We start from the raw sequence: 23505 nt of genomic DNA, 5'->3' as shown, positions 1-23505 counted from the left end.
CAGAGTAAGCTACGTGGCGTTTACTTGTATGCCTTTGCGCTACAAAACACGCCAGCTTAGACTCTTGCCCAGAGGTCGGGGACGGCCAACCACGGGACAAACTGCATTCACGTGGATTTGCGAAGCCTGAGGGCATTAAAAACGACTGATGCTGAACTCAGGCTCATCGCTAATGCGGCAAACATTGGCGAGAGCAATAGGCCCACAAATGGGTACAAGACACCCGCAGCCAGGGGCACGCCCAGAGCGTTGTAAATGAATGCGAAACCTAAGTTTTGCTTCATATTGGCGATTGTTTGGTCCGATAAGTGGCGCGCAATGGAGATACCGCGTAAGTCTCCCTTTACCAATGTGACTTGCGCGCTGTTCATGGCCACGTCCGTACCGGTGCCCATTGCGATGCCGACATCGGCTTTGGCTAAAGCAGGGGCGTCATTAATGCCGTCGCCGGCCATCGCAACAATTCGGCCTTCCGCTTGGAGTTTGCTGACAAGATCAAGCTTGTCAGCCGGCTTCACTTCACCATGAACCTCGTCGATTCCGAGACGCTCCGCTACCGCCTTAGCAGTCGAAACGCCGTCGCCTGTTGCCATGATGACGCGAATTCCAGCCGCCTTGAGATCTTTGACGGCTTCCGGCGTACTTTTCTTGATTGGGTCAGAGACGGCCAGCAAGCCTGCTAATTGACCGTCTGTTGCTAAATACATGACGCTCGCACCCTTGGTGCGCAACGATTCGGCGGTGCTGGCCATGATCGTAACGTCAACATTTTCCTGGTCCATTAGGGCGGTGTTGCCGAGGGCAAGGCGTTTATCCTCGACCTGGCCACGCACGCCAATACCGCTACCCGATTCGAAGTCGGTGACGGCACTGAGGCTCAAGCCCCGCTCACGCGCTGCGCTGACAATGGCGTCTGCTAGCGGATGCTCGCTGCCTTGATCAAGGCTTGCCGCCAGACGCAGCACTTCGTCGGCCTCTGTGTCGCCAGCGGGGATAGCTTGCTCGAACGCCGGGCGTCCCTCAGTCAAAGTCCCCGTCTTATCAACGATGAGGGTATCGATTTTGCGAAAATTCTCAATGGCTGCCGCATCGCGAAACAGCACACCTTGCGTGGCACCACGACCGGTTGCCACCATGATTGACATGGGCGTGGCTAATCCCAATGCGCAGGGGCAGGCGATGATCAACACGGCCACCGCATTAATCAAACCATATACCCAGCTCGGTTGCGGACCAAAAGTACCCCAGACGAATAGGGTGATGATGGCAATGGCGACGACCGCCATGACAAAATAACCCGCCACTTGATCTGCCATGCGTTGCATCGGCGCGCGAGAGCGTTGCGCTTGCGCGACGAGCTGGACGATTTGCGAGAGCACTGTGGCCGAGCCGACCTTTTCAGCTCTAATCACAAGCGAGCCGGATGTATTCATCGTCGCGCCGATCACTTTGTCGCCAGGGCGCTTGCTCACAGGCAGAGGTTCGCCCGTGAGCATGGATTCATCCAGGGAACTGGCACCGTCTTCCACAACCCCATCGACAGGCACTTTCTCGCCGGGGCGCACACGCAAGCGATCACCTTCATGGACATGCGTCAGCGGCACATCTTCCTCTGTACCGTCCTTGTTGATACGGCGGGCTGTTTTGGGTGCCAGCCCAAGCAGCGATTTGATAGCAGCCGACGTCTGCGAACGGGCCCGAAGCTCGAGAATTTGACCAAACAGGGTCAACGAGATGATGACCACTGCGGCTTCAAAGTAGACGGCGATCCGGCCCATGGACATGAACGTTTCAGGAAAAATCCCTGGCGCCACTGTGGCGACGACGCTATAGATGAATGCAGCGGCTGTACCCAGACCGATGAGCGTCCACATATTGGGGCTGCGGTTGATCACCGACTGCCAGCCCCGTACAAAAAAGGGCTGACCGGCCCACAGCACTACGGGTATCGATAACACCAGCTCAATCCAAGTTTGGGCAGTCATGCTGAACCAGCCCAACTGGTGACCGAACATGGCCAACACTGTGACAATGATGGTAAATGGCAGTGTCCACCAGAATCTGCGCGTGAAATCTTTCAGCTCGGGATTGTCATCCTCTAGGCTAGGCATGAGCGGTTCGAGCGCCATGCCACACTTCGGACAGCTTCCAGGATGATCTTGTCGAATCTCAGGGTGCATCGGACAGGTATAAATCGTGCCAGGAGCTGCCTGCTCGATGGCCGCTTCGTTCTCGTTTTGCTGGGCGGTGAATTTTTCAGGATCATGCCCGAATGCTTCCAAGCACTTTGCACTGCAAAAATAGAAAGATTTGCCCTCACGTTCAAGGTGGTGAGGAGAGTCTTCTGTTACCTGCATACCGCACACGGGATCGGTGAGTTGGGAGCCCGAGTCCGCGTGTTTCACGTTGTGTTGGTGAGGATGTTCAGACTTGATCTGCGCCATGGCGATAAGCACCTTTCGAAGAGTGAGGGCGAGTCCAGCCGTGTACGAGCAGATATTCTCAACGCTCAGGGAGAACGCGACAGGACAAATTCCATAATGCCATATACCCATGCGTTTCAAGGCATTAACCTGCCTTCTGGCGCATTACATTTTTGTCATGTGGCTCGCCAAGGTGGACATGATAAGAGTGGTGCAGGGTGACTTTATGCAGACAGCCATTCGTAGTCTTAATTTGCTAAAGCTCGATAGAGACCAATCATGGACGACATGCAAACACAAGTCAGTATGAAAAACGACCGTTTTATGGACGTAGCGATACCGTGAGGCGACCACGGTAACGTAGCAAAGTTACGCAAGTTGAAGTTATATGGGATTCGCTATTTAAATCACAAACGTGATTATTGGAACTGATTAGCCAATAACACAGCATTAAGTTAGATCGCCCATCGGGCGATGGTGGCGCTCGCCGCGCGGGCCAGCATTCGCAATCAGTGCATATCGGGCTGTCGTTTCCATTGCCATGAGTGCGCCGCCCAAAACGCCGACTGTACCGCCATCCGTTGCCGCTGCCCTGGCTTTCGCGGCATAAACGGCGTCCTCCCCGCCAGGCGGGTCCCCTCCATATATTCCACGATCCTGTTCATCCTCCCCGGCCAGCAGTTCAGCACGGCAAGGCGACGAACTCACGGCAACGGCGGCAACCCCGCAGGAACCGTATTACTGCGAACGCCGAAAACCTACGATCGGGCTTGGAATCTTCGGCCCCGGTCAGCAGGAAAACTAACCGGCTTTTGAAGGAACAGGAAAATGGAACACGTTAACCACAATGCAGCTTTGGGCTATGACAACATGAATGCAGGGCAGACGCTTTATGTGCGCAGTCCATCGGGTCGGTATCATGCAGCGACTGATTCGCACGTACTGGCCGCAGCCAGGGTCGCCGCTGAAAGTTTGATCGGTGATCGGGCTGACATGGGAAACCCGAACGCCGTAAAACGGTATTTTCAGGCGAAACTGTCGGGCATGGGACATGAAGTAGCCGCTGTGCTGTACCTGAACAGCCAATTTAAGGTGATCCGTTACATGGAAATGAGCCATGGCACGCTGACGCAGGCCAGCGTATACCCGCGCGAAATCGTAAAAACGGCGCTTCGTCTGGATGCGGCCGCCATCATCATGTCGCATAACCATCCCAGCGGTATACCTGAGCCCAGCGAGGCTGATCTGGCACTGACGCGGCACTTAAAACATGCTTTGGCGCTGGTTGATGTTCGTTTGCTGGATCACATCATCGTTACAGGGCAGAACACGACTTCGCTAGCGGAACGAGGTCAGGTGTAAACCTAAAGCAGGGCGGGTGAGAGCCCGCCTGCACAGGTAGACGCTGCGCGCTGCGGCGCAAGTTGGACTTGTGCTGCCGCACAAGTGTTATCCGTTTTCTTCCTTCTCAACAAAAGCAGCCCGTCCCGGTGCACCAGGACGGGCATAGCGGCTTGCTGGCGCAAGCTGGATACAGCTGCGTAACTACCTTCAAGTTTGATCACCGGTTCGGTGATGGTGGCGCTCGCCGCGCGGGCTGCTGCCGGGTTGTGCGTTGTGACACCGCAAGCCTGGTCCGGAGGGTTCCATCGCCCTAAAACGCCGACTGTATCACTACGTTCCGGCGCTTCAAGGAGGTGTTCATAAAACCCGCTGCGCGACTTTTACAAATCTTCCCCCTTTCCGCTAGTCACTGCCTGATTCAGCACGGCAAGGGCGATGGAACTCACAGGACTGGCGGCAGAACGCGATAGGTCCAGCGCACAACTCGGCAGCAAAAACCTACCAACGGGCTCAAGAATCTTCAGGCCTGGTCAGCAATGAAATCACCACCGTGCCACCGCGCACTTTTTTGAAGGAAAGCGACATGAACCACTACGAAGCAAAGCAGGCAGACCGCAAGGCCAGACTAGAGGCCAGGGCAGTGCAGGCCGAGGCACAGGCTGCAACGACCTATGACCGCGCGAAGCAAATGGGTGAAGCGATTCCATTCGGACAGCCGATTCTAGTGGGCCACCACAGCGAAGGCCGGGACCGCAACTACCGGCAGCGGATACATAACACGTTTGGCAAGGCTTTTGATCTGCAAAAGAAGGCTGACCACTATGTGCAGAAGGCGGCTGCAGTAGGCGATGGGGGAGTATCCAGCGATGACCCGGATGCAATAGCAAAACTCCTGGGCCAGGTAGAGCAACTGACAGCGAATCAGGAACATATGAAGAAGATCAATCAGGTGATCCGTAAGCATAAGGGAGATGCAGAGGGCCAACGGCGTGCTTTGCTTGGGCTTGGATGCTCGGAAGAAAGCGCACAGAAGCTGATCACGCCGGACTATGCCGGGCGTGTAGGCTTCCCGTCTTATGCCTTGACCAACAATAACGCGAACATTCGCCGTATTGAGCAACGAATCAAACAATTACAGGCCAACCAGGAGCGCGCACCAATCCGCATACAGGGGACGGGGTATGCATACGCTGAGGACGTGGAAGAGAACCGTGTGATGTTTATGTTCGAAGGTAAACCGGAAAAAGCCACCCGCGAAATTCTAAAACGTCATGGTTTTCGGTGGAGCCCAACCCGTGGCGCGTGGGTGCGTCAATTGAACAACGCCGCCATATGGCAGGCAAAAGTCGTGATGCACCTTTTGAACGGCTCGACCGATAACTAAACCGAACCCCCAGGCCGCTTTATCGGCCTGGGACATTTGTCGGCCAGCACGCCGAACCACTACTAGGAGCAACAACATGGCATCAGTCAACAAAGTCATCATTATCGGCAACTTAGGTCGCGATCCAGAGATCCGCTATAGCGCGGATGGAGCCGGAATCTGCGCCGTTTCCGTGGCCACATCGACAAGCTGGAAAGACAAGGCCACCGGAGAAAAGCGAGAGGAAACCGAATGGCATCGGATTGTGTTCTATAACCGCTTGGCAGAAATCGCCGGGGAATACCTGCGCCAGGGTAGTGCGGTCTATGTAGAAGGGCGTTTGAAGACTAGAAAATGGCAGGATAAGGAAACAGGCGCTGATCGTTACAGCACCGAGATCGTCGCTGAGCAGATGCAGATGCTCGGGGGCCGTGGTGCAGAGGGCCAGGTGTTGTCAGCTAAACCTGTAGCGCGTAAGGCAGCTGCTGCTCCTGCCCCCACGAGTGGCGGTGCTGTCGTGGCGGATGATATACCGTTCAATCTGGCAGGTGCGGGACGCAGTTGGCTGTGCATGTAAGAAGGTCTGCCCCGGCTGTAGCCGGGGCATCAATTAAGACGGGAGAGCAGAATGCCATCTGAACCACGAAACGATTGGGAAAGCGCTGTATATGACTTGTTGAGTGAGCAGGGCGACATGACATGGTCAGATGCTCAGGCGATGATAGAAGCACAGGAAGTACAGGGTAATGACGTGTTGGCGTCAGCTTGGAACGACGGGCTGACAGTGTCTGAGGTGGTACGGAGTTTGCTTTAGGCGCATTTAGGTACGTATTGTTAAATGCGGTAAAGTAAGAGGCTGGTAACGGCTGCCATAAGCAGTCACTCGATCATTGGTCTTCTGCGCTCATCTAAGACTGCGTTCTTGAACTTTTTAGGTTTGCCTAAAAAGCTATTTTTCGCTTGTTTACTATCATTGCTGTGGCTAAAGCCTTTTTATTCAACCGACAATCGCGTATGATTTTTCGCCTAAATCTAGTCATGCCGCAATGGGGCATCCATGACAGTTCTCGATGAAATCCAAGCTGAGGCTTGGCACATCCTCACATCAATATATACCCATCAGCGACTGATGGAGGCTCTGCCTAAGAGCGCCACAAGATATGACCTTGCCAACCAACTTGTAGCCCTAAATGCACTGGGTGAAATTCTGGTGATTCGCATAGCCCGCCTAGCGGACAAGCGAAAGGACGCTAGATCTGTTTCGCTTCTTTTGAAACGAGGCATCTTCACGGCATCCAAAGCTAGCATTAAATCTGCGGCGGAAAAATTCCTTTCGCTTGCGGAACCCGTCGTTAAGATTCGGCATGAACAGATTGCGCATATGAAGCCCGGCATCCTGAGCAGCTTAGAGCCTCAAGACCTGCCAGTCGAAGCACTAAGAGCGACTGAATCTCTTATCGAATTGATTGATACTGCCAGAGAGAAGCCCGTTTCATACACGTACAAAGTTGGGTCCATGGAGTCCATCATTGATCTCAGAGCTTCATTAGCAGCTGGCGCAATGGTTGCGGCATAATAATTCATTCACGCTGAAGCCTCTTCGCGGCTCGGCTTAATTCAGGCGTTAGACCGCATGCCAAAAACTGCCGAGACTCAGAGCCAAAACCCGTTAACCGCACAAGAGTACGAGCGGATCTACCAAGTCATTCATGCAGTTCTTGAAGATCGCGCGAACACGCCCCACGCGTGCATGTTCTTTGCGATTGCCGGGTCCTTTATCCTCAACAAGCACCACGGGATCGCCGCACGGCCTGTCGCTGGCGCATTCCTATTGTGTGTTGATCCAACTCCGTCTGTACTTAGCATCGGCAAGAACGAGGGAAATACGATTGGTTGGGACCAAAACAACTTTCACATGTGGGTTCAAACAGAGCATCACATAATTGATTTTATTGCGCCCATATTCCTAGAGTCTGTGCAAGCTAGGCTTGTTGTTCCTCGCCGGATGTTTCAGCGCAGGCAAGAGAGCGAAAGTCCATCAATAGATGATCTTTCGTCGCCTGGAGATTTCTACACTTTTCCAGATCCAGACCTTAGCGAGCATTTCATCAATGCGTTAATGGACCGGCCCAATCACGTTGATCTACTTTTGGCTATAGACGCTTGGTACAAGCCGCACCCAGCCCCCTTGGCGGAAATGGCATTGCTGGACAACTACGGCAAGGTCGAGCCTCTCAGAATAGTTGCACCAAGAGTGGATGGAGCATGGTAATGCGGTCTAATTCAGGCGCTAGGGCTCACATGAGACATCCAGACATCCCACTAACTCCAGAAGAACTCGCATTGCTCTCAAAGATCCATTTCGACTGGAAAAACCATGACGAGCTGAGAGACTCACTTGAACCAATGGAGGCTCTCGCATCAAGCATTCTGGGGCGAGGCGTCGTCCCTCAAGTTCGGCTCGCTTATTTCACTGACCCTGACTGCAACCCGGGCGGCAGAGGCAAGTCTCGTCAAGAAGTATTTGAGAGAAACGGAACGTCTGGCGACGAAATACTGAGACACCCTCATTTCCTCAAACATCTTGAGTACTTTATCTGCGGCCCAGACTTGCCCGCAGACGCAATCAATAGGTTCAAAAGCGAATCCTCCTTTTCTGGCCACCTGACCGGAAGTGATGTCAACGACCTCACTCCCTATGCGCGATCGTGCGTGCGACAGAACCGTTTAGACCCGCATCAGGCTGGCGAGGAGTTCTTCAAGCTTGCCATCGAGTGCGGAGCAATGCCGGGCTTCGCGGAAAACGTTCGAAACTCCGTACGCGCGGTCAAGCTGAGTTAGTTGCTGTCTGCTATGGGTCGCTTTCAGTCTGTCATAAGAGTTGTCTCGGCAATTCCCCCATCTTCGATGGGGCCCTGACTGATGACGTTGCCAGATCTTCGATCTGGCTGGCACTTATAAATCCCCCAATTCGCTGCCGCTCATTTGTGGCCTTAAAAGTGCCACACAAGACGCACCCCTGACGGGGTAGGAAAAGCGCTTGCTTTTCAATCGCTTGTGAGCAAACAGTTATATCCCTTGCTGTAGGACAGACAGGGCGACAAAGAAGCGTAAAGCGTTGATTTCTTGGGTGTACTTTCGGCCACAGGTGTCGCCTTACCGCGTGTAGACGCTGCGGCCGGCCTGCACGCTCAACATAATGACTGCACACCGACGGCTTTCCATCTGCACTTTGGCTGCATCGAGACAGCATCAAGACAGCATGGGAGCTGCGCGATGACAGCATACAGGCTGCTGCGTAGTGACAGGACTGCTGCAACACGCCTACCAAAACTAGATCATCCTATTTCTAGCTCAGATTCTGGGCGTAGGGAAAGGGTGCCGAGTTCGTTCTGACCGTGCGTCAGGTCTTTGGCCACCACTGGCTGCAGGTCATGTGCCAGTCCCTTGTACGTCAGCTGGTCCACCCGCTCAGGCAGTTTTTTCGCATCGTCTGTGAACACAACAACCTCGTGCCGTTCGCGCGAGATACTGACATAGTAAGTGTCCTGGGCGGTTGTGCGGCTGAAGCTTTCGGCGTTGTAAAGGACTCGATCGCAGGTCAGCCCTTGGGCGCTATGTGCGGTGGTAGTGTAGGCATAGTCCATGTTTAACGGTCGATCTGTGGGCAGCTGCACGTGGCGGCCATTGGTTTCGATGGTGACGCTACTTGCATCAATCGCCGCGACCTTCGCCAGTTGACCGTTGACCAGGTCATTATGGGCATCGTTGCGTGTGACGCGGACATGGTCACCTACAGACAGCTCTGCCTGGCTCAGGTGGTAGACCGATAGCTTGCTCATAGTTTTCGGGATGATTTCCATGGGTTGAGTTTGCGATGGGCCGGGCTGGATCGGTTCGACCGTGATGCGGTCATGGCGTGTACTGCCGGTCACGCGGTACTGTTCGCCACGTTTCAGGCCGCACTGGTAGTCCCGTTCAGGAACGACAATGTCGCCCACGGTGTAATACCGCGCTACGCTGCGTTCTGCACGGGTGGTGTCATGGCGAGCTAGCAGTTGGCATTGATGTCCTTTGCCTTCCAAGCCGAGCAGGGCGTGGATCCGTTCATTGATGGCTACACGCGAAGCGTTGGTGCCGGTGACCACGATGGTGCCCGCTTGGTTTGCCGCTGAGAGCCGCGTATAGGTTTGTGCGATGCCCTCATATCGGGCGGAGCTGTCGCGGCTTTCGTGGCCATGCTCGTCGGTAGTGAACTGGTCCGGGATGGTGCGTATCTGATCCAGAAGCGGCAGGGATCGGCTGGCTTGGCCTTCGGCGGCCAATTGCACTGCCTGGCGCAGCCGTTCAGAGCGTTGGCGCTGGATGTCTGCCATCAATACGGTTCTCATGCCGTTTTCCTGCAGCATGGCAAACGCGCGGCCAGCCTCTATGGCCTTGGTCTGGGCGGTGTCGCCCAGTAACACGACTTTTGCGCCCGTCGGCTGAATGAGGGCCAGCAGCTTGTCCATCTGCCGCACCGGTACGACTCCGGCTTCGTCAATTACTACGACGGTTTTTGGTCCTAGTGTGTGGATGAAGGGGCGTTTGTCAGAGGCGGCGAGCACCGATGTAATGGTGTTGGCCTGTATGTCGTCTTCGCGCAGATTGCGAACCATGTTTCCGTATGGGGCCAGGGCCGTCATGGTGTGTCCCTGCTGCTGCAGGATGGCTTGGGCGTTTTGCAGAGCGAAAGATTTGCCGGTGCCAGCTAGGCCCTGGATCCCGGCGATCTGATCGGGACCAGTCGTGATTAGCATGACAGCTTCGCGCTGGCCTGGTGTCAGGCGTGTGTCCAAGCTGCTTTCGGCGCTGGTATTGGCGATCGTGGCCTGCCAGGCACTGCGGCCAGCTTGTTCGGCGACCAGTATCCTGGATTCGGCCTCAAAGGCCTTCCGAGTCGCATAGCGTGGGCTTTCCATCAGCAGGCGTCCTTCGCCAGTGGCTTGGTCAACGAGTTGCCGGGCGTTGCCCTGGGTCAGGCCGCGCAGGCGTATGACCTCTGTCGCCCAGCCTTCGCGCGTCATGGGAAGGGCCGTCCTGTCCTGGGTGCTGCGGTAGTGCGGTGCTTCCTGGATCAGTGCGCCGGACTCTACACGGACCTGGATCACTGCCTGAATGGCTGTGATGTCCGTATGGCCACCGGCATGGCGAACAGCGTTTTGCAGTAAATCCGCCAAAGGCATGACGGATTCCCTTTCAGCCAGATGTTGGATTGCCCAGTTCAGTGAGGCTTGAGCCACCAGGTCAGATGGCTGCCCTAATATCTGTATCGGTTGGATGTCTGCTTGCTCTCTGGCCTGATCAAACTGTATTCCGATGGAGGTAGCGGCGTCACGCCATTGGCGATGCAGCTCTGTGCGGCTGAGTTCCTGAGTCTTCGCCTGGCGGTGGGCCAGGGTGATGCCTTGGCGCAGGGCGTGAGGAGCTTCTTCACGACTGGTGCCGCGTGCTGACAGCTCAGCAGCAATACCGGCGCTGCGTTTACTGAAAAACTCAATCTGCTCGCGGCTGATATGGGCCAGTTCGATATGGCTCTTTTCATGGCGGACCGCGTATCCGAGCGCCCGGACATTGCGTTCCAGCTGTGCTTGGTAGATCGAATCCGTCACGCGCAGTAGCTTGAAGATTTCTTCATTGGACAAGGCCACCCAGCTGCCGTCGGCCCGCTGGGTCAGATTCATCAACAAGGCGTGGACGTGTAGGTGCGGGTCAGGGGCAGCGCCTTCGGTCGGGCGTGCGGTTTCGTGCCGGAATTTGGCAATGATAAGGTTGCCTGTGTGTTCTACCCGTGACTTGCCGTTTTCTTTGTGGCGTCCCATGGTCAGATGCTGCTCAACATAAGCAAGAGCGGCTGCGACCGCTTTATCATTGGCCTGGATTAGGCGTTCGTCGCCACCGATCAAGGCCTGCATGGTGATGCTTTTGGGCGCGCCGAAGGTGAGATCAAGGGCGGCACGCGCCTTCGCATCCTTGCGGATTGACCGGCCCGCTGCTATGCCACGACCAAAGTCGCCCTGCAACATAGCTTTGAAGCGTGCTGGATCGATTTGGCTGACAGCACCTAGACGGCGTGCGCCGTCGCCCTGCCAGGTGGCGGCACTACCGTCGCGGCTGTAGTAGTCATCGGCTTGGTCGGCGTAGTAATGGGTGGCAAAGGACGCGCGGGCGCGGTAGATCTGGCTGTGCGAGATCATGGAGGCTCCGGGAGAGAGGGACGGGTGGTGAGAGATTAGCTAGCGAGAGCTTGGATGCGCCAGTGCTAGCGTTTGAGGGGAAGGGCAGTGGATTTACACACGTTTATCCACAGGTTCTGTGGATGACTGGGCGGTGGCTAACGACCCCTATGCGTAGGTCGCAACAACTATACTTAGTTACCGTCCGCAAAATGCCTAGTTATCAACGAAGACGCGGCCACTGCGGGCTTGATGCCGGGTGCATCTATGCATAGTTTTCACGTCAAAGTGTACTGGCATCTCCACAATTGGAGATTGTCATGAGCATCAAGCGTTCTTCTCGATCCAAATCTTCTGGCCGGGAGATAAAAGGGTATAGCTATCATGCGTCTGGATACGCCCGACACAAGCCCAAGCGCTTCCGCGCCAACAACGACCTGCTGAGGTTCCTGCAGAAGCTGTAACTATGCGCAGAATTCGCTGCATCTCAGTGTTTGCCACCGTAGGGGCCAGAGTCATCCGCGTCCGACCACCTGGGCATAGTTGGGATCTGCGTATAGGGGCGCTACGCAAAGCTCTACATAGCGCCCCGTTGTTGCCATTCGATTTTTGCCAGCCAACGTCTGTTCCGCAGCGGTCGGGGTCATTCGTCGCAATGGGCTGAAGTCACGCTGATCGAACAATGGTGGTCGTTGGCATAACCACCAGTGCAGCGACGATTAGTCGACCCCAGCTTAGCTCTTGGTTAGATCAAGCACCGACTCGCCCAGCCATGGCGGAACCTGGATTTCAGGACGCTTGTCGTCGCTATGCATCCATGTCAGATCCACGACCAGGAAGTCAAGCCAAGCCGGCTCCAGACGCCGTTCGCCTGCCTTTGGTGCCGGTTGCTGATGACGGTCCTTGAGCCAGACCAAGATGCGCTCGCGGATGGCGCGTGGATCCCCGAAGAAATCTTTAAATATTTCCACTTTGTCTCCACCCGTCTCTGGATTTAGCGTGCCGTTCTCCTTGTCGTCGAGCAGCGCACTCAACGCATCGGTGAATTGATTGCGGATATGTAATTGGCCACATGCTTCCGGGAACACCTCATTCGTCAACATCTTGTGCAGGCTGTCACATCCCTCCCGCGTCAATTCGTTGCTCAATGTGTTTGCCAGTCCGGCAGCGTTTTTAGCCTTGTCTATCACTTCCACAACGGGTAAATACGCCACCAGAGACATAGGTTCGGGCAGCAATTGTGGGCGTGGCTTGCCACTGACCACATGAACCGGGTCGAGATCCACTACCACCAAGGCCTGATCGGCTGCGGACAAGGCCCCTTTGCAGTCAGGCTGCAGGATGCCCTTGCTCCAACCGTGGTACGGGGTCAGTAGGCGTACGATGCCTGTGTGTTCAGATTTGGCGCTGCTTACCGAGTCGATCCCGATAAAACAGCTACCGCCGACGCTGATCTTCTTGTTGGCGGCATTACAGAATACGGTGGCAGTGCCCGACGCCAGGACACTGGCCTGGCCGGCATGCCAATAGTCGTTACTCCGGCTTGTACAGGCGGGAACCAGCAGCACGGACCGCCTCTCACGCTGCCGTTGCGCGAAAGTCAGTAGTTCGCCAAGCGCAATAACGTCATGGTTAACAAGCTCTTTGGCGTCAGAGGGATCTCTGCCAAACAGTTGCAACATCTTGGCCAAATCCTGCTCCAGCGGCTGCCGGTTGGCTGGGCTTGTCAGCATAAACAGCTCAGAGCAAATCAGCTCCATGCAATAACGCAGCCTCTGAGGACCATGGATCAGCGCCTGAAACAGCGGAATCAGTTGATCGGCTGACCATTCGTCCTTCTTCGCTCGACGTCGTATGCGACGCAATTCCTCCAGCAACTTTTCTTCGGTGTACAGCGGCTGCAACTTGTCGGTGTCAGGCCGGAACAGTTCATGGGCAGCCACGGCACGGTACTTCTTGCCACGCTGCAACTCAATGACTTCCGTGTCACCTTCCAAACCAAACGGTACTTCCAGGGCTTTGTCGGGCTGCCACAGCAGGGTCAGATTCTCCCTCAAGTGATCGCTGCCGTCGGTTGCCTCGAACTGCCTATAGGTACCCGCCAGTACGGCCAACCCAGGGTGATTTGTAAGCTGCTTCTTCAACCACGCGACCGTATCTGGCCGAACCGACACCTCGGGCAAGACTAACAGTTCCACTTTTAGGTCTCGACATGCCTTCAGTGCTTGGCTTAGCAACGCCCGGCGCCGATGCTCGGGCCACGAGATGACCTTTTGATCATCCTGCCAAGAAAATTCACAACCTCGCTGAGTTGCCTTGCCCACGGCTTTTAGGTAGCCATCATCCTTCAATCGAGCACGGAGCGCCTCTTGCGATGACTTGGCTAGAGGCAAGCCACCCAGGCCAACTTCGGCTATCGGATGAGCGTAACTTTCGTCCACCCGAAACTGGAACAGCGCGACGCGAAAGTGGGAGCTAATTCGTGCTTCTTGGTCGAGGCTAGTCTCGCCTCCGATACGCTTTTTCCACGACTCACTTTGCCATTCATTGAGCCGATCGAGAATCAGAGAAGCTGAGGAGTTTTCGGCCTGCGTGTCAGGATGCTGGGTTCCAGGGGACTTCTTGTCTGCAACCTCTGACTGTGGATTCGGTGCCACCACAGTGTGATCGGTTGCCTCATCTGAACGCTCCCACGAATCATTCGGTCCACTAGAGGGTAATGAAACCGTCACTCCAACGCCATCCGTTGCGGCGTGTTGAGACTGCACTATGGTCTCTTCAATCAGTGCATCAGTTTGCTGGCCGACTGAAAGATTCTCCTCTGCAACTTTTGGTTGCGGATTCGCAGACACCGCCGGGCTGTCGACTGCTTCATTCACAAACATCTTTGACCCGTCCAGCACAGCGGGTGGAAACGAAACTGCCGTGCCCGCTTCAACCTCGTTGATCGCATCCCGTGGAGACGGCAGCCACTTACCTAGCTTGGTGTCTAGAGTGTGCAAGGCGAGTAGGTCATCGTCAGCAATACGGCGCGTTTCGGTCCAAACTTTGAGTATCCGGCCGTCCTCATGAGGGCGGTGTTCTTCGATGGAGTTGGCGTACAGGCTGGTGTACTGCGTCTTACTCATTTGCCAGCCGGCCCCCGTGGAGTCCGTGAACTCGTTTGTGTCGCGGCTACGACCAAACGTTCTGCCATGAACGCACACGACGCGCATACCTCGCTCACGATCAAGAGCGCACAGCGCCTCGGGTAGTGCCTGCATTAAGGCTTCGCATTGCTGCAGTGTGAGTCTCGGCAAAGCATCGAAGGGCCAAGGTTCTTCGGCCGCTTTAGCATCACCGGCGCGGGCAGGCTTGGTCTGCCAGGCGCTGAGGGCCTTGAATAGCTCTTTCAACGAACGCAGATTGAAGGCCTGCGCGAAGCTGGCATCGAGCAAGCCGATCAAGGCCAGCATCCATTGCCACGGGCTGGCCTTGCACAGTTCGGGCCAATCGCCATCGAACAGGGTTTTTCGTATGACCCGGTAATCGCCCTGGGGATCCAGACGGGCCATGTCGGGCATTGCCCAATTGGCCGGTAGGTTCAGGCTTTCGGCCATGCGGCGCGAGCCCAAGTTCGCAGCATAGCCCCAAAGTGCCGCCACGCTGCCGCGCAGGCCAATGCCTACGGCCGCCAGCGCCAGCGCCATTTGCAGCGATGACGCCAGGGTTTCAGTCTCAGTTTTGGCTGGTACGGGATACAGCGAGTGGTACAGGGCCAACATCAGCGCTGGTTCGGGGCGCAATGGGCCCGTTTTGCCGATTGGGCGCCGTAACTTAAGTCCTGCCACGGCCCACAATGGCAATCGCGCCAATACATCTGGGAACGCCCGATGCAGAGTATGTCGCAAGTCATCGCCGCCGCGTGTTTTCATCCGCATGGCCATGGCTCGGCTCTCGGCCTCCATCAGAATTACATGCCGCACCTGCGCGTCCAGGCATTGGTCGGCAGGGAAGTCCTGCAACCACTTAAGCGCCCGCGTCACCGTACCCGGCAACGAAGAGGCTGTGTCGCCTGCTATCTCAATGTGCGCTGAAGCCAGGTAGGTTCCCTGGAGCTTGCGCAGTTGCTGGCGTAGCACGTAGCCTTCCAGCGCCTGCTTGGCATGTGCTTCTTCGTCCGACTCGTCGCTGTCGTTGAGTCGCTCGTCGCGCTCGCCAGTCTCACCCGCCATGTCTGATGCTACACCGAGCACATCGGCAACAGCCCAGCCCACGCGCCACATATTTGCACCTGTCAGCGGTACGTTTTCCGACTGAACCCGTCCATCGCGGTCGTGGTACCAAGCACTCACGCCCAACAAATTGCGCGGAACCGGATCGGCCAACAGATGAAGCGTCGGCTGATCTTCCTCGCCTTCTTGGAACAATTGAGGCCGGAAGGGAACATAGGTCGTTTGCGCTTCGTCGTCCCCTTGCAACTGATGCATCGCCAGCAAAGCTAAAAACAGGCGCGCTGCCAAATGGGTTTTGGCTTCCGGACCTGTTGCGGCAGCGGCATGTAAGTCGTCCCACACCTGAGGGAGCACGCTCTCGCCTCGGTGAATCGTAGAGGTATTGGTTTCAATCAATTTGAAGTGCGCTTGCCTCATTTTAGCCGCGCAGGGCTGCCCCGCAAGCATTGTCACTTGCACGAACTGAGACACCACTTCGGGCATATCAGATGCCTCACTCCGGAGCGAGCAACGGTACAGATATCTGCCGTCAGTCCTCGCTTCCGCATCGATTTCATAAATCGATGCAGCCCCATAATTGAGAACAGGCAGATGCGGAATCAGACGCCGCTTTTGGTCGCCTCCGATCCTTGAAAGCAGTTTAGGGAATCTGGACAGCGCGGTCAGTCGCTCATTGCGCCGTGCACTTCTCACGATAAAGTCGATGGCAAGACCAACGTGTGCACCGGTTGTGCTCCTATCTTCTTTCCTCATCAATTGATCAACGACGCATTGTGCGAGCTCCAGTCCATCATGTTGAACAGGCTCGCGGCCTATAAGCGCAGCCAAGGGATTCTCGCTTAACGCGTTAATCAGTACCGTACCTGCCAGACATAACCATTCGATAGTCGTTAGCTCACTGCTGACTTGTGGTGCCACTACCGGTGGCGGTGGAGCCGATTCGTCACCAATCAAGCGCCAAGCTTTACGGGCTACCAACCACTCCCGCCGCTTTATGTGGTCGCTGTTCGTGACGGGTCTGACGCACTCGAAGAAGTCGTGCCTGTAGACCAAGCGCGCCAAAGCAATGCGGTTCTTGCGGCTCTTGTCACGCTCGGTCAGGAACTGACCATTCGCTTGCCAGGGATTGGGATCGAGCAATTTATCCAGCCCTTCGACCGCAAAGAGTACGTCGTAACCACGTTCCTTGAAGGCTGCAGCCCAGTCGTGGCCCTCACAAACTTCATTCCATTGAGTCCAAAAATGCGCCCATGCAGCCACAGGATCAGCCGGTTGATGTACGACGGCGACATACCACCATAGCCACCGCGCACATAAGCCTAGGTCATTAGCCCGCAGATCGGGCGCGGTCATCGCCGCCTTCACTTGATCGGCAATGTCCTCAGGCCGATCCATTAACGCGGGATGCCGCAGCATCTGCAGGGCACACTGGCGATCCACCTTGGGCAGGTCGTCACCCAGGCTCCAATCGGACTCGCCGTCACCCACGATGGGAGGCTCCCATGCCGGCACGGACGCCGCGAGGCCTCGCCCGTCATTAAGCTGGTACATCACCTGAGAGGCCGTGCCGGAGCGCACACGTTCACCCTTGTGGATTAAGGCAATTGAATGTTCGGCTGCTTTGGCTTGCAGCACTTCGCGCAGTTCCTTCAATAGTGCCTCGCTGTCTGCGAAGAGCACGACGTCGTCCACGTAGCGCGCGTAACCAACTCGCGGGCGCCGTTTTCCATTGGAGCTAGGTTCTTCCGTACGGGTGCGACGGATAAACTTGCGGGCAGCATCGTCCACCGGAAACAGCGCAATGGTGCCGATGTAGGCTGACAGGACCGGCCCCTGTGGAATGCCTGTCACTTCTTCACTGCGCCGGGTTCTCCCCATTACCTCGGGATCTTGGTACTCGTGGCCGAATATCAGCCCGGCTAGAAGTCGCTCCAGCGTACCATCCAGTTCCGGCGAATCAGCAACCAGACCGAACATGCTACTGAAGCCCTCTGGGTTGTGGTCTCGCAACGCGGCAGACAACGGCTTCAGCAGTTCCTCCCTCACCACGTAGCGCTGGATCGAGTCGTAGTAGCGCTTGGCGTCCAGGCGTAGCACGTGCACCCGCGGGCCGATAGCATGGCACTGCTGCGTCAGGCTAGCCATGAAATCACGCCAGCATTGGCCGAAAGGTCGGAACATGCCCTGATCCGACGGGGTCTGGTCGCCCTCCAGAACATCCATGTCGATCTGGTAGCCGAAGCTCAAGGTCTTGGGCTCATCTAACTCGAGATCGGGCTCGTTGAGGTCCTGATACATGCCGGTAACCACCACCTCCTGCCGTGACGCATACCAACGCACTGCTGGGATGCACGCCGAGAACGCTTGGCCACTTGCGCTCAGGCGATCGTGCCTTTGGGTGAGTAATTCATTAAGGAACAATTGCTGCGCATGCAGGTCGGCCGGGTGGGGCATGACCTTGCGGCGTGGGTCGTCAAGCACGTTCTTGTCTGCCGTCAGCTTGCGTGGCAGATGCACGGCGTCGAAGGGCGCAGCTTGGTGCCACTGGTCTCCCTGAATAGTGGCTTTTAGGCGATCCAGAGCTGTCTGGTCAAACAGGAACTCATTGCTATTTAAAATTTCCCAGGCACCTTCATCGCAAGGAAGTTCGCCACGGCGCGAACCGTGGTAAGCAAGCCTTCGAGCCTGAGCAGCGCGCGGGAGATCTTCCTCCAGGTAGAGACTGCGTTCAATAGGTGGCTTGGGACCAGAGGAGCCCACCAAGATCGCTTGCAGCCGCTGAGTCCACGGCCATGGGCTGTCATTGAGCCTCATCGCAGGCACTTCAATCAATCTGGGACCGTATAGGCGCTTGACTGTCATGGCAGTTCTGAACAGTGCCCGTTCGCGAACGGTCGGAGCTAGCTGATTCCAGCGAGGCACCTGAAGCTCGGATGCGTCTTGACTTCCAAGTTCTCCCGCAAGGAGTATCCCTTCGGCTGGCAGCTCGAAGCGCTGTAACCAGGCAGCGGCTTGCTCGGGCGACGCAAAACCACGCAGGCAAGTGTCAGGGTCTTTGCCCAGCGCGGGCTCAGTGCGCCAAGGTAGGCCCACCCAGCGCAAATCCATGCCTTGAAGGTCAAGGAGTCTGCGCACCAAGCGATTGCCGCCGCCAAAGCCGGCGGAGTCGCTGTCGAGAAAAACGCTGTACACCAACTCGCCCGTTCCAGAGGTGTTCTCAGCCAGTGCCTTCAGCAGTTCCAGCTGGCCATTGCTCAGGCTGATGCCCATCAGCGCAACGGCAGTCTGCCCTAGGGACTGCAACCGCAGCGCGTCGAGGAAACCCTCCACCAAATAGAGCTTGGCCGGCTGGCCGTTCTTCAATGCCTGTTCAACAGCCTTGAAGGCATCGGTTGCATTAAATAGATAATTGCTCTTATCGAAGCCCGACGTGAGCAGGTACTTCGCAACCCCTTCTGGAGGCACAGCCTGTAGCGCACGGCCCGCAAAACCGACCACTGCAGGATATTTGGCATCAGCGCTGCGAATGGGGATGATGACGCGGCCGTCGTGGAAGCTGTCTCGAAACTGGTCGAGCAAATCCAGTTTCCATTGCTCGGCCGGGGATTGGGAACGCAGGCGCTTGATCAGTCCCAGACTCTCCAGCCCATCGATCAGTTCGGCGCGCTCGCCCAAGTCTTTACTCTGCAAGGCCTCCACCAAAACGCCACGGGCAATGCAACGCAGCCCCTGACCATACAGAAACTCGTCGTTAAATTCCCGTTCTGCGCACCAGAACTTGAACCGCTCATCGTCGTGCTGTGCGTCAAAGGTGCGAAGCGCAAAGTTGAGTGCGGTTTCACTTGCAGCCCTGCGTTCACCCTTTTTCGCAGATTGATGGCGTGGGGCCTTTAGGCCGAATTGCTGAGCCAGCCATTTCACAGCTGGCAGGAATTCCAGTCCCTCAACCTGCTTAACTAGGTCGATGGCAGTTCCATGGGCACCACAAGCAAAGCAGTGAAAGTGCGCAGGGGAAGCGCCATCTGCCGGATACAGATTCAGTGAAGGTCGGGTGTCTTGGTGAAACGCGCAAAGCGCCCGGGTCTGTGAGCCGCGTCGCTCGGTCTCGATGCCCAGTCGCCTGACCACGTCCTCTAGCGGAACCTTGGTCAGAAGGTCACCGATATCGTATCGATCCACGTATTCTCCCCGAGTTTTTTCGAACTTATTTGGGGTCAGTTTAGCAGGCGCTAGGCATCGTTGACGGCTCCTCAGCCGGAACTCTCCGTCGCAAGTATCGTGCGATGACTGGCATCCACGACAGCAGTCGTTCGGTCAGCAATACCGGATGACCGCACCCAGTCTCAAACGGTCATGCAACTTGCAGGGCCGATCGACTGCTCTTGGCAGGGATTTGCGACTCTTGAGCTAGAGAATATCGGTGCGCAGTACTAAGAAACGCTAGGATACCGACTTAGTAAAAAATGTTATACATCAATGAGCGTTTTATTATGGGTGTCCCTGAATGAGGCATTCGCCCTGATGACATGCAACACACAGCAAAATAAGGTTAAATCATGCCTCTTTATGAAATGACCGGTGAGAACCTGTCCCCGGTAAGTGGCCGTACCTTCACCGATTTTGGCCTGACGGAACGCCAGAACCTACAGCGGGCGATACGCGCCTCAATCGATGCCATTACGCCCGACCCAGACGTTAAAACTATGGTTCTGGCTGAAGAATTCGGGGATTGGGTAGGTGCCAACCGACGCATTGACCTGCTGTGCTTGGACGAAAACGCCAACTTGGTGGTGGTCGAGCTTAAACGAGAAAGTGCCACACACATGGAACTCCAGGCGCTGCGCTATGCAGCCATGATTTCCACCATGCGCTTTGATCAAGCTGTCCAGGCCCATGCCAAGTATTTAGAGTCTATCGGCTCAGAAGGTGATGCCGAGCAGTCCATCCGCGAATTCCTAGGAGTCGAGGACGGACCCGTAGCCTTTTCTGAAAAAGTAAGAATTGTCCTAGCAGCTTCAGAGTTCAACTCTGAAGTCACCACCACGGTACTCTGGCTTAACGAGCAAGGCCTAGATATTCGGTGCGTACAGCTACGACCCCATGATGTAGATGGGCGCGTGCTCGTAGACATCCAGCAGATCATCCCGTTACCGGAGGCCACCAGCTACCAAGTAGCCCTGCGCGAGAAAACGAATGAACGCGTGGTTGCCAGGTCCAACAATCGGGACATGACACGCTACGACTTAACAATAGGTGACCATGTATTTACCAACTTGCCTAAACGCCGGTTGATGTATGAAATCACCGCTGAAGTGATTAGCCGTGGCGTCACACCTGAACAGATGGCGACCGTCGTACCGTGGAAAAGTAGCTCGATGTTCGCTCAAGCCGATGGCACGCTTGATAAGTCGAGTTTTATTAAGCTGCTCCCGAAATACCAAATAGACCGATGCTATACGGACGATAAAGATCTTTTTCATCTCAATGAAAAGACCTTCGCCCTTACTAAAATGTGGGGCGACCGTACCATAGAGGCAATCGAAGCCATCACTAGCTTGAACCCCAATGGGCGACAAATCGACTTCGAGCCCGCGATCACAGGCACTACAGAGGCTTCCTACAAAGACTATGTAATCACGCGGTTTAGCACGGGCCCTATCAAGCTAGAGCGTGATGGCCTCCCCATAGAACCTGTCTTGCCCGAACTTCGACGCCTGGCAGGCGAGCTTAACGTTTCCACGGCAAACAAGCAGGGCAATCCGCACAACACCCAAGTTTTGGGTAGAGAGCTAATCAAAGCTATCAATGCGCTTTAGTGATGTGATTTAAGGGCGCTAGTCAACGGGCCTTCTGGATATTCTATCCGTCAGATGGTGTCACCGTGGCTTCAGTAGTATTACGCGCTTTCCTGAAACGCCGCCGCAGCCACCGCAAACTCCCTGAACGGCAAGCTTACTCTCGCAATTGGAAAATCCCCCGCCAAGGCCACATACCCGCCCAGCGCGGGCAGCGCCTGTATCTGTGCTGCCGTCACCACGTCTTCCGTCGTCCGATCCATATTATCCGAGGTGTTGCGATGGTCCACACTCCGGCTGATGCTGTACTTGGGGCGTTCAACTTCATGTTTGCCCAGGCTTTCGCTCATATCTTTCGCCGTCTGCGGGTCGGTGCGGGAGCCGCCCAGTACAGCCAGGTTGCGAAAACTCGCCCGAATAGTAGTGGCCATGGTGCGACCGTAGATGTGTTCCAACTGGGATGTGCTCTGCAACCCCGCCACAATACGCAGGCCATTTTTCCGGCCCTTGGTTAGGCCCGCTTCCAGTGACGGCAGGGCTTCCAGGCTAGCCAGCTCATCAATGAACAACCACCAGCGTCGGTGGGTGCCTTCAGGCATGGATAAGATGGACGTGATGAACACGTCAGCCCATGACGACACCAGCGGCTTCATGGAGCTCATCATGTCTTCGCGCCAGTTGATGTACAGATTCCCACCGTCGGGCTTGGCCAGCCAGTCTCGGATGGAGAACCGCCCAGGCTTCATGCCGGTGTGCTCGGACAGCTTGTTCGAAAGCACGAAGCGGGCGGAAGACAGCGCCTTGCTGGCTTCGCTGGAACCAACAAAAAGGGATTCGGCCAAGGTGCCTTCCAGGAACTGCTTCAAGACCTTGGGGTCTTCGATAGTGCATAGGCGAAAGAGATCCATGACGCTAGCCTCGTTGCCCTGCAACTGATGAAGTTTCTTGGCCGTCTCGCGTAATAGCAGGCGACCGAAGTCGTTCCATTCTTCAGCGTTTTTGTCCTGGCTCATGGGAACCATGGAGTGGGCCAGCCGCTTCCAGTCGTAGTCGGCACGGACTTCATTGAAGAATGCCCAACCCTGGCTGCGGGCATCATAGGGGTTCAGGATTACGTCGCCCGGTTGCCAAAATTTGCTGAGTAGATCGCCGTTGGGGTCGATGACGATGGTGCGGTCATTGCGACTGGGGGACTGGCTTGGCAGGATGGTTTTCATGCTGTGTTGTGAACGATTCAGCACGGAGGCGGCCATGTTTCGTAGTAGCACCGATTTACCGGAACCCGTCGCGCCGCTAATCAGCAGGTGCAGGTTTTCATTGGCGGTCGGCATGGGGATACCGCCCACGTCGATTTGCTGCTTGCCCCTTTCTTCGCACAGGTGAGCCAGGCTTTTGGCTGAGGTGGTACGGGTGCCGCGAATGAAGCGGGTGTAGGCGGCACCTTCAAACCCTTCGGTCTTGGCAGTGCGTCCGACAAACAGAATCAATGTCAGCGCCAGCATCAGGCCAGCGCCCAATGCGTAGTAGAGCAAGGGGTACTGAGGTGTGAGCAGTACGAAATGCTGGAATGTTTTGGCATTCCAGTCTCGCCAGTGCATGTGGCTGCCCCAGGTGGCAGCGGCCATCCAGGTGCCCGTTGGAAAGATGGCCAAAGAGAACGCGGCAATGCGCCGCCGCGTAATGGGGGATATCAGGGTGGACATGAGTATCGGTCCTCAAGAGATCAGAATCTGGCCCAATCCCAGGCCTGCCAGTAAGCCCCCCAGAATGCCTGCTGCGCCGCCCACTACCAGTGCCGTCAGTGCCATACGTCGTGCGGACTGGTGGGCGATGCTGGCGTACTGGGCGGCATCTCGGGTAAGTGTGTCCAGGCGATTGCTTGTGTCATTCAGCATGGCCTGAATGGCGTGTTGCGTGTGCTGGTTGATGGGCTTGGCTGTCGCTTCCATCGTGGCGGTCAGGTGGCGGCTGAGTTGATCAGGTAGGACTTGTTGCGCGTTGGCCATGGTCTGCATGTGCTTTTGCACAGCATCCAGGGTTTGGGTTGCGTTTTCTAGCCTATCTACGAGGCCAGCTACTTCACCCAGCACCTCGTAGTACAGCAAATCCAGCTTGGTACGTGCGCCACTGGGATTCGGGTGTGATTCCATG

13 protein-coding genes are annotated in these 23505 nt (G+C 56.0%); 8 read left to right on the top strand and 5 right to left on the bottom strand.

Annotated elements, in window-relative coordinates:
* Positions 1-107: 107 nt before the first annotated feature.
* A complete protein-coding gene (locus ACYVIS_RS00680; RefSeq protein ID WP_460872989.1) occupies positions 108-2444 on the bottom strand; it encodes a heavy metal translocating P-type ATPase in 2337 nt (778 codons plus the stop codon).
* 807 nt (positions 2445-3251) lie between these two features.
* Here ACYVIS_RS00680 and ACYVIS_RS00675 point away from each other — a divergent pair.
* The 6 genes from ACYVIS_RS00675 (at position 3252) to ACYVIS_RS00650 (ending at position 7971) form a co-directional block, all read left to right on the top strand.
* Positions 3252-3785: a JAB domain-containing protein gene (locus ACYVIS_RS00675; RefSeq protein WP_460872988.1), complete on the top strand. Its 534-nt coding sequence runs from the start codon at positions 3252-3254 to the stop codon at positions 3783-3785.
* Positions 3786-4350: 565 nt separating this feature from the next.
* Positions 4351-5151, top strand: coding sequence for a DUF3560 domain-containing protein (locus tag ACYVIS_RS00670; RefSeq protein ID WP_460872987.1), 801 nt, complete (start codon positions 4351-4353; stop codon positions 5149-5151).
* 76 nt (positions 5152-5227) lie between these two features.
* On the top strand, positions 5228-5707 hold the full coding sequence (gene ssb, locus ACYVIS_RS00665) for a single-stranded DNA-binding protein (RefSeq protein WP_460872986.1): 480 nt from the start codon (positions 5228-5230) through the stop codon (positions 5705-5707).
* A gap of 480 nt (positions 5708-6187) precedes the next feature.
* Positions 6188-6706 (top strand): hypothetical protein, encoded by a 519-nt coding sequence (locus tag ACYVIS_RS00660; protein ID WP_460872985.1) that lies wholly within the window; start codon positions 6188-6190, stop codon positions 6704-6706.
* 57 nt (positions 6707-6763) lie between these two features.
* Positions 6764-7402 (top strand): DUF2026 family protein, encoded by a 639-nt coding sequence (locus ACYVIS_RS00655; protein WP_460872984.1) that lies wholly within the window; start codon positions 6764-6766, stop codon positions 7400-7402.
* 29 nt (positions 7403-7431) lie between these two features.
* Positions 7432-7971, top strand: a complete 540-nt coding sequence (locus tag ACYVIS_RS00650; RefSeq protein WP_460872983.1) for a hypothetical protein — start codon at positions 7432-7434, stop codon at positions 7969-7971.
* 497 nt (positions 7972-8468) lie between these two features.
* Here ACYVIS_RS00650 and mobF read toward each other — a convergent pair whose 3' ends face one another.
* Positions 8469-11366 carry a MobF family relaxase gene (gene mobF, locus ACYVIS_RS00645; protein ID WP_460872982.1) on the bottom strand — a complete coding sequence of 966 codons (2898 nt, stop codon included), beginning with the start codon at positions 11364-11366 and terminating at the stop codon, positions 8469-8471.
* Between the two features lie 299 nt (positions 11367-11665).
* Between mobF and ACYVIS_RS00640 the strand changes: the two genes are divergently transcribed.
* The gene (locus ACYVIS_RS00640; RefSeq protein WP_460872981.1) at positions 11666-11809 is read left to right on the top strand and encodes a hypothetical protein; all 144 of its coding nucleotides are present in this window, start codon (positions 11666-11668) and stop codon (positions 11807-11809) included.
* Between the two features lie 270 nt (positions 11810-12079).
* Here the strand turns inward: ACYVIS_RS00640 and ACYVIS_RS00635 are convergent, their stop codons facing one another.
* A complete protein-coding gene (locus tag ACYVIS_RS00635) occupies positions 12080-19738 on the bottom strand; it encodes a CHC2 zinc finger domain-containing protein (RefSeq protein WP_460872980.1) in 7659 nt (2552 codons plus the stop codon).
* Positions 19739-20115: 377 nt separating this feature from the next.
* Here ACYVIS_RS00635 and ACYVIS_RS00630 point away from each other — a divergent pair, with 377 nt between their 5' ends.
* Entirely contained in the window at positions 20116-21375 is a 1260-nt protein-coding gene (locus tag ACYVIS_RS00630; protein ID WP_460872979.1) for a hypothetical protein, read from the top strand.
* Positions 21376-21455: 80 nt separating this feature from the next.
* Here ACYVIS_RS00630 and ACYVIS_RS00625 read toward each other — a convergent pair whose 3' ends face one another.
* A complete protein-coding gene (locus ACYVIS_RS00625; RefSeq protein ID WP_460872978.1) occupies positions 21456-23057 on the bottom strand; it encodes a type IV secretion system DNA-binding domain-containing protein in 1602 nt (533 codons plus the stop codon).
* Between the two features lie 12 nt (positions 23058-23069).
* On the bottom strand, positions 23070-23504 hold the full coding sequence (locus ACYVIS_RS00620) for a hypothetical protein (protein WP_460872977.1): 435 nt from the start codon (positions 23502-23504) through the stop codon (positions 23070-23072).
* Position 23505: the final 1 nt, after the last annotated feature.

The organism is Paralcaligenes ginsengisoli (assembly GCF_054781135.1).
This window is presented reverse-complemented; position numbering and strand designations above follow the sequence as displayed.

Bases quoted from the DNA above. Each gene is read 5' to 3' on its own strand.
- ACYVIS_RS00680 (WP_460872989.1), bottom strand. From the start codon at position 2,444: ATGGCGCAGATCAAGTCTGAACATCCTCACCAACACAACGTGAAACAC.
- ACYVIS_RS00640 (WP_460872981.1), top strand. From the start codon at position 11,666: ATGAGCATCAAGCGTTCTTCTCGATCCAAATCTTCTGGCCGGGAGATA.
- ACYVIS_RS00675 (WP_460872988.1), top strand. From the start codon at position 3,252: ATGGAACACGTTAACCACAATGCAGCTTTGGGCTATGACAACATGAAT.
- mobF (WP_460872982.1), bottom strand. From the start codon at position 11,366: ATGATCTCGCACAGCCAGATCTACCGCGCCCGCGCGTCCTTTGCCACC.
- ACYVIS_RS00625 (WP_460872978.1), bottom strand. From the start codon at position 23,057: ATGTCCACCCTGATATCCCCCATTACGCGGCGGCGCATTGCCGCGTTC.
- ACYVIS_RS00655 (WP_460872984.1), top strand. From the start codon at position 6,764: ATGCCAAAAACTGCCGAGACTCAGAGCCAAAACCCGTTAACCGCACAA.
- ACYVIS_RS00660 (WP_460872985.1), top strand. From the start codon at position 6,188: ATGACAGTTCTCGATGAAATCCAAGCTGAGGCTTGGCACATCCTCACA.
- ACYVIS_RS00630 (WP_460872979.1), top strand. From the start codon at position 20,116: ATGCCTCTTTATGAAATGACCGGTGAGAACCTGTCCCCGGTAAGTGGC.
- ssb (WP_460872986.1), top strand. From the start codon at position 5,228: ATGGCATCAGTCAACAAAGTCATCATTATCGGCAACTTAGGTCGCGAT.
- ACYVIS_RS00620 (WP_460872977.1), bottom strand. From the start codon at position 23,504: ATGGAATCACACCCGAATCCCAGTGGCGCACGTACCAAGCTGGATTTG.
- ACYVIS_RS00670 (WP_460872987.1), top strand. From the start codon at position 4,351: ATGAACCACTACGAAGCAAAGCAGGCAGACCGCAAGGCCAGACTAGAG.
- ACYVIS_RS00650 (WP_460872983.1), top strand. From the start codon at position 7,432: ATGAGACATCCAGACATCCCACTAACTCCAGAAGAACTCGCATTGCTC.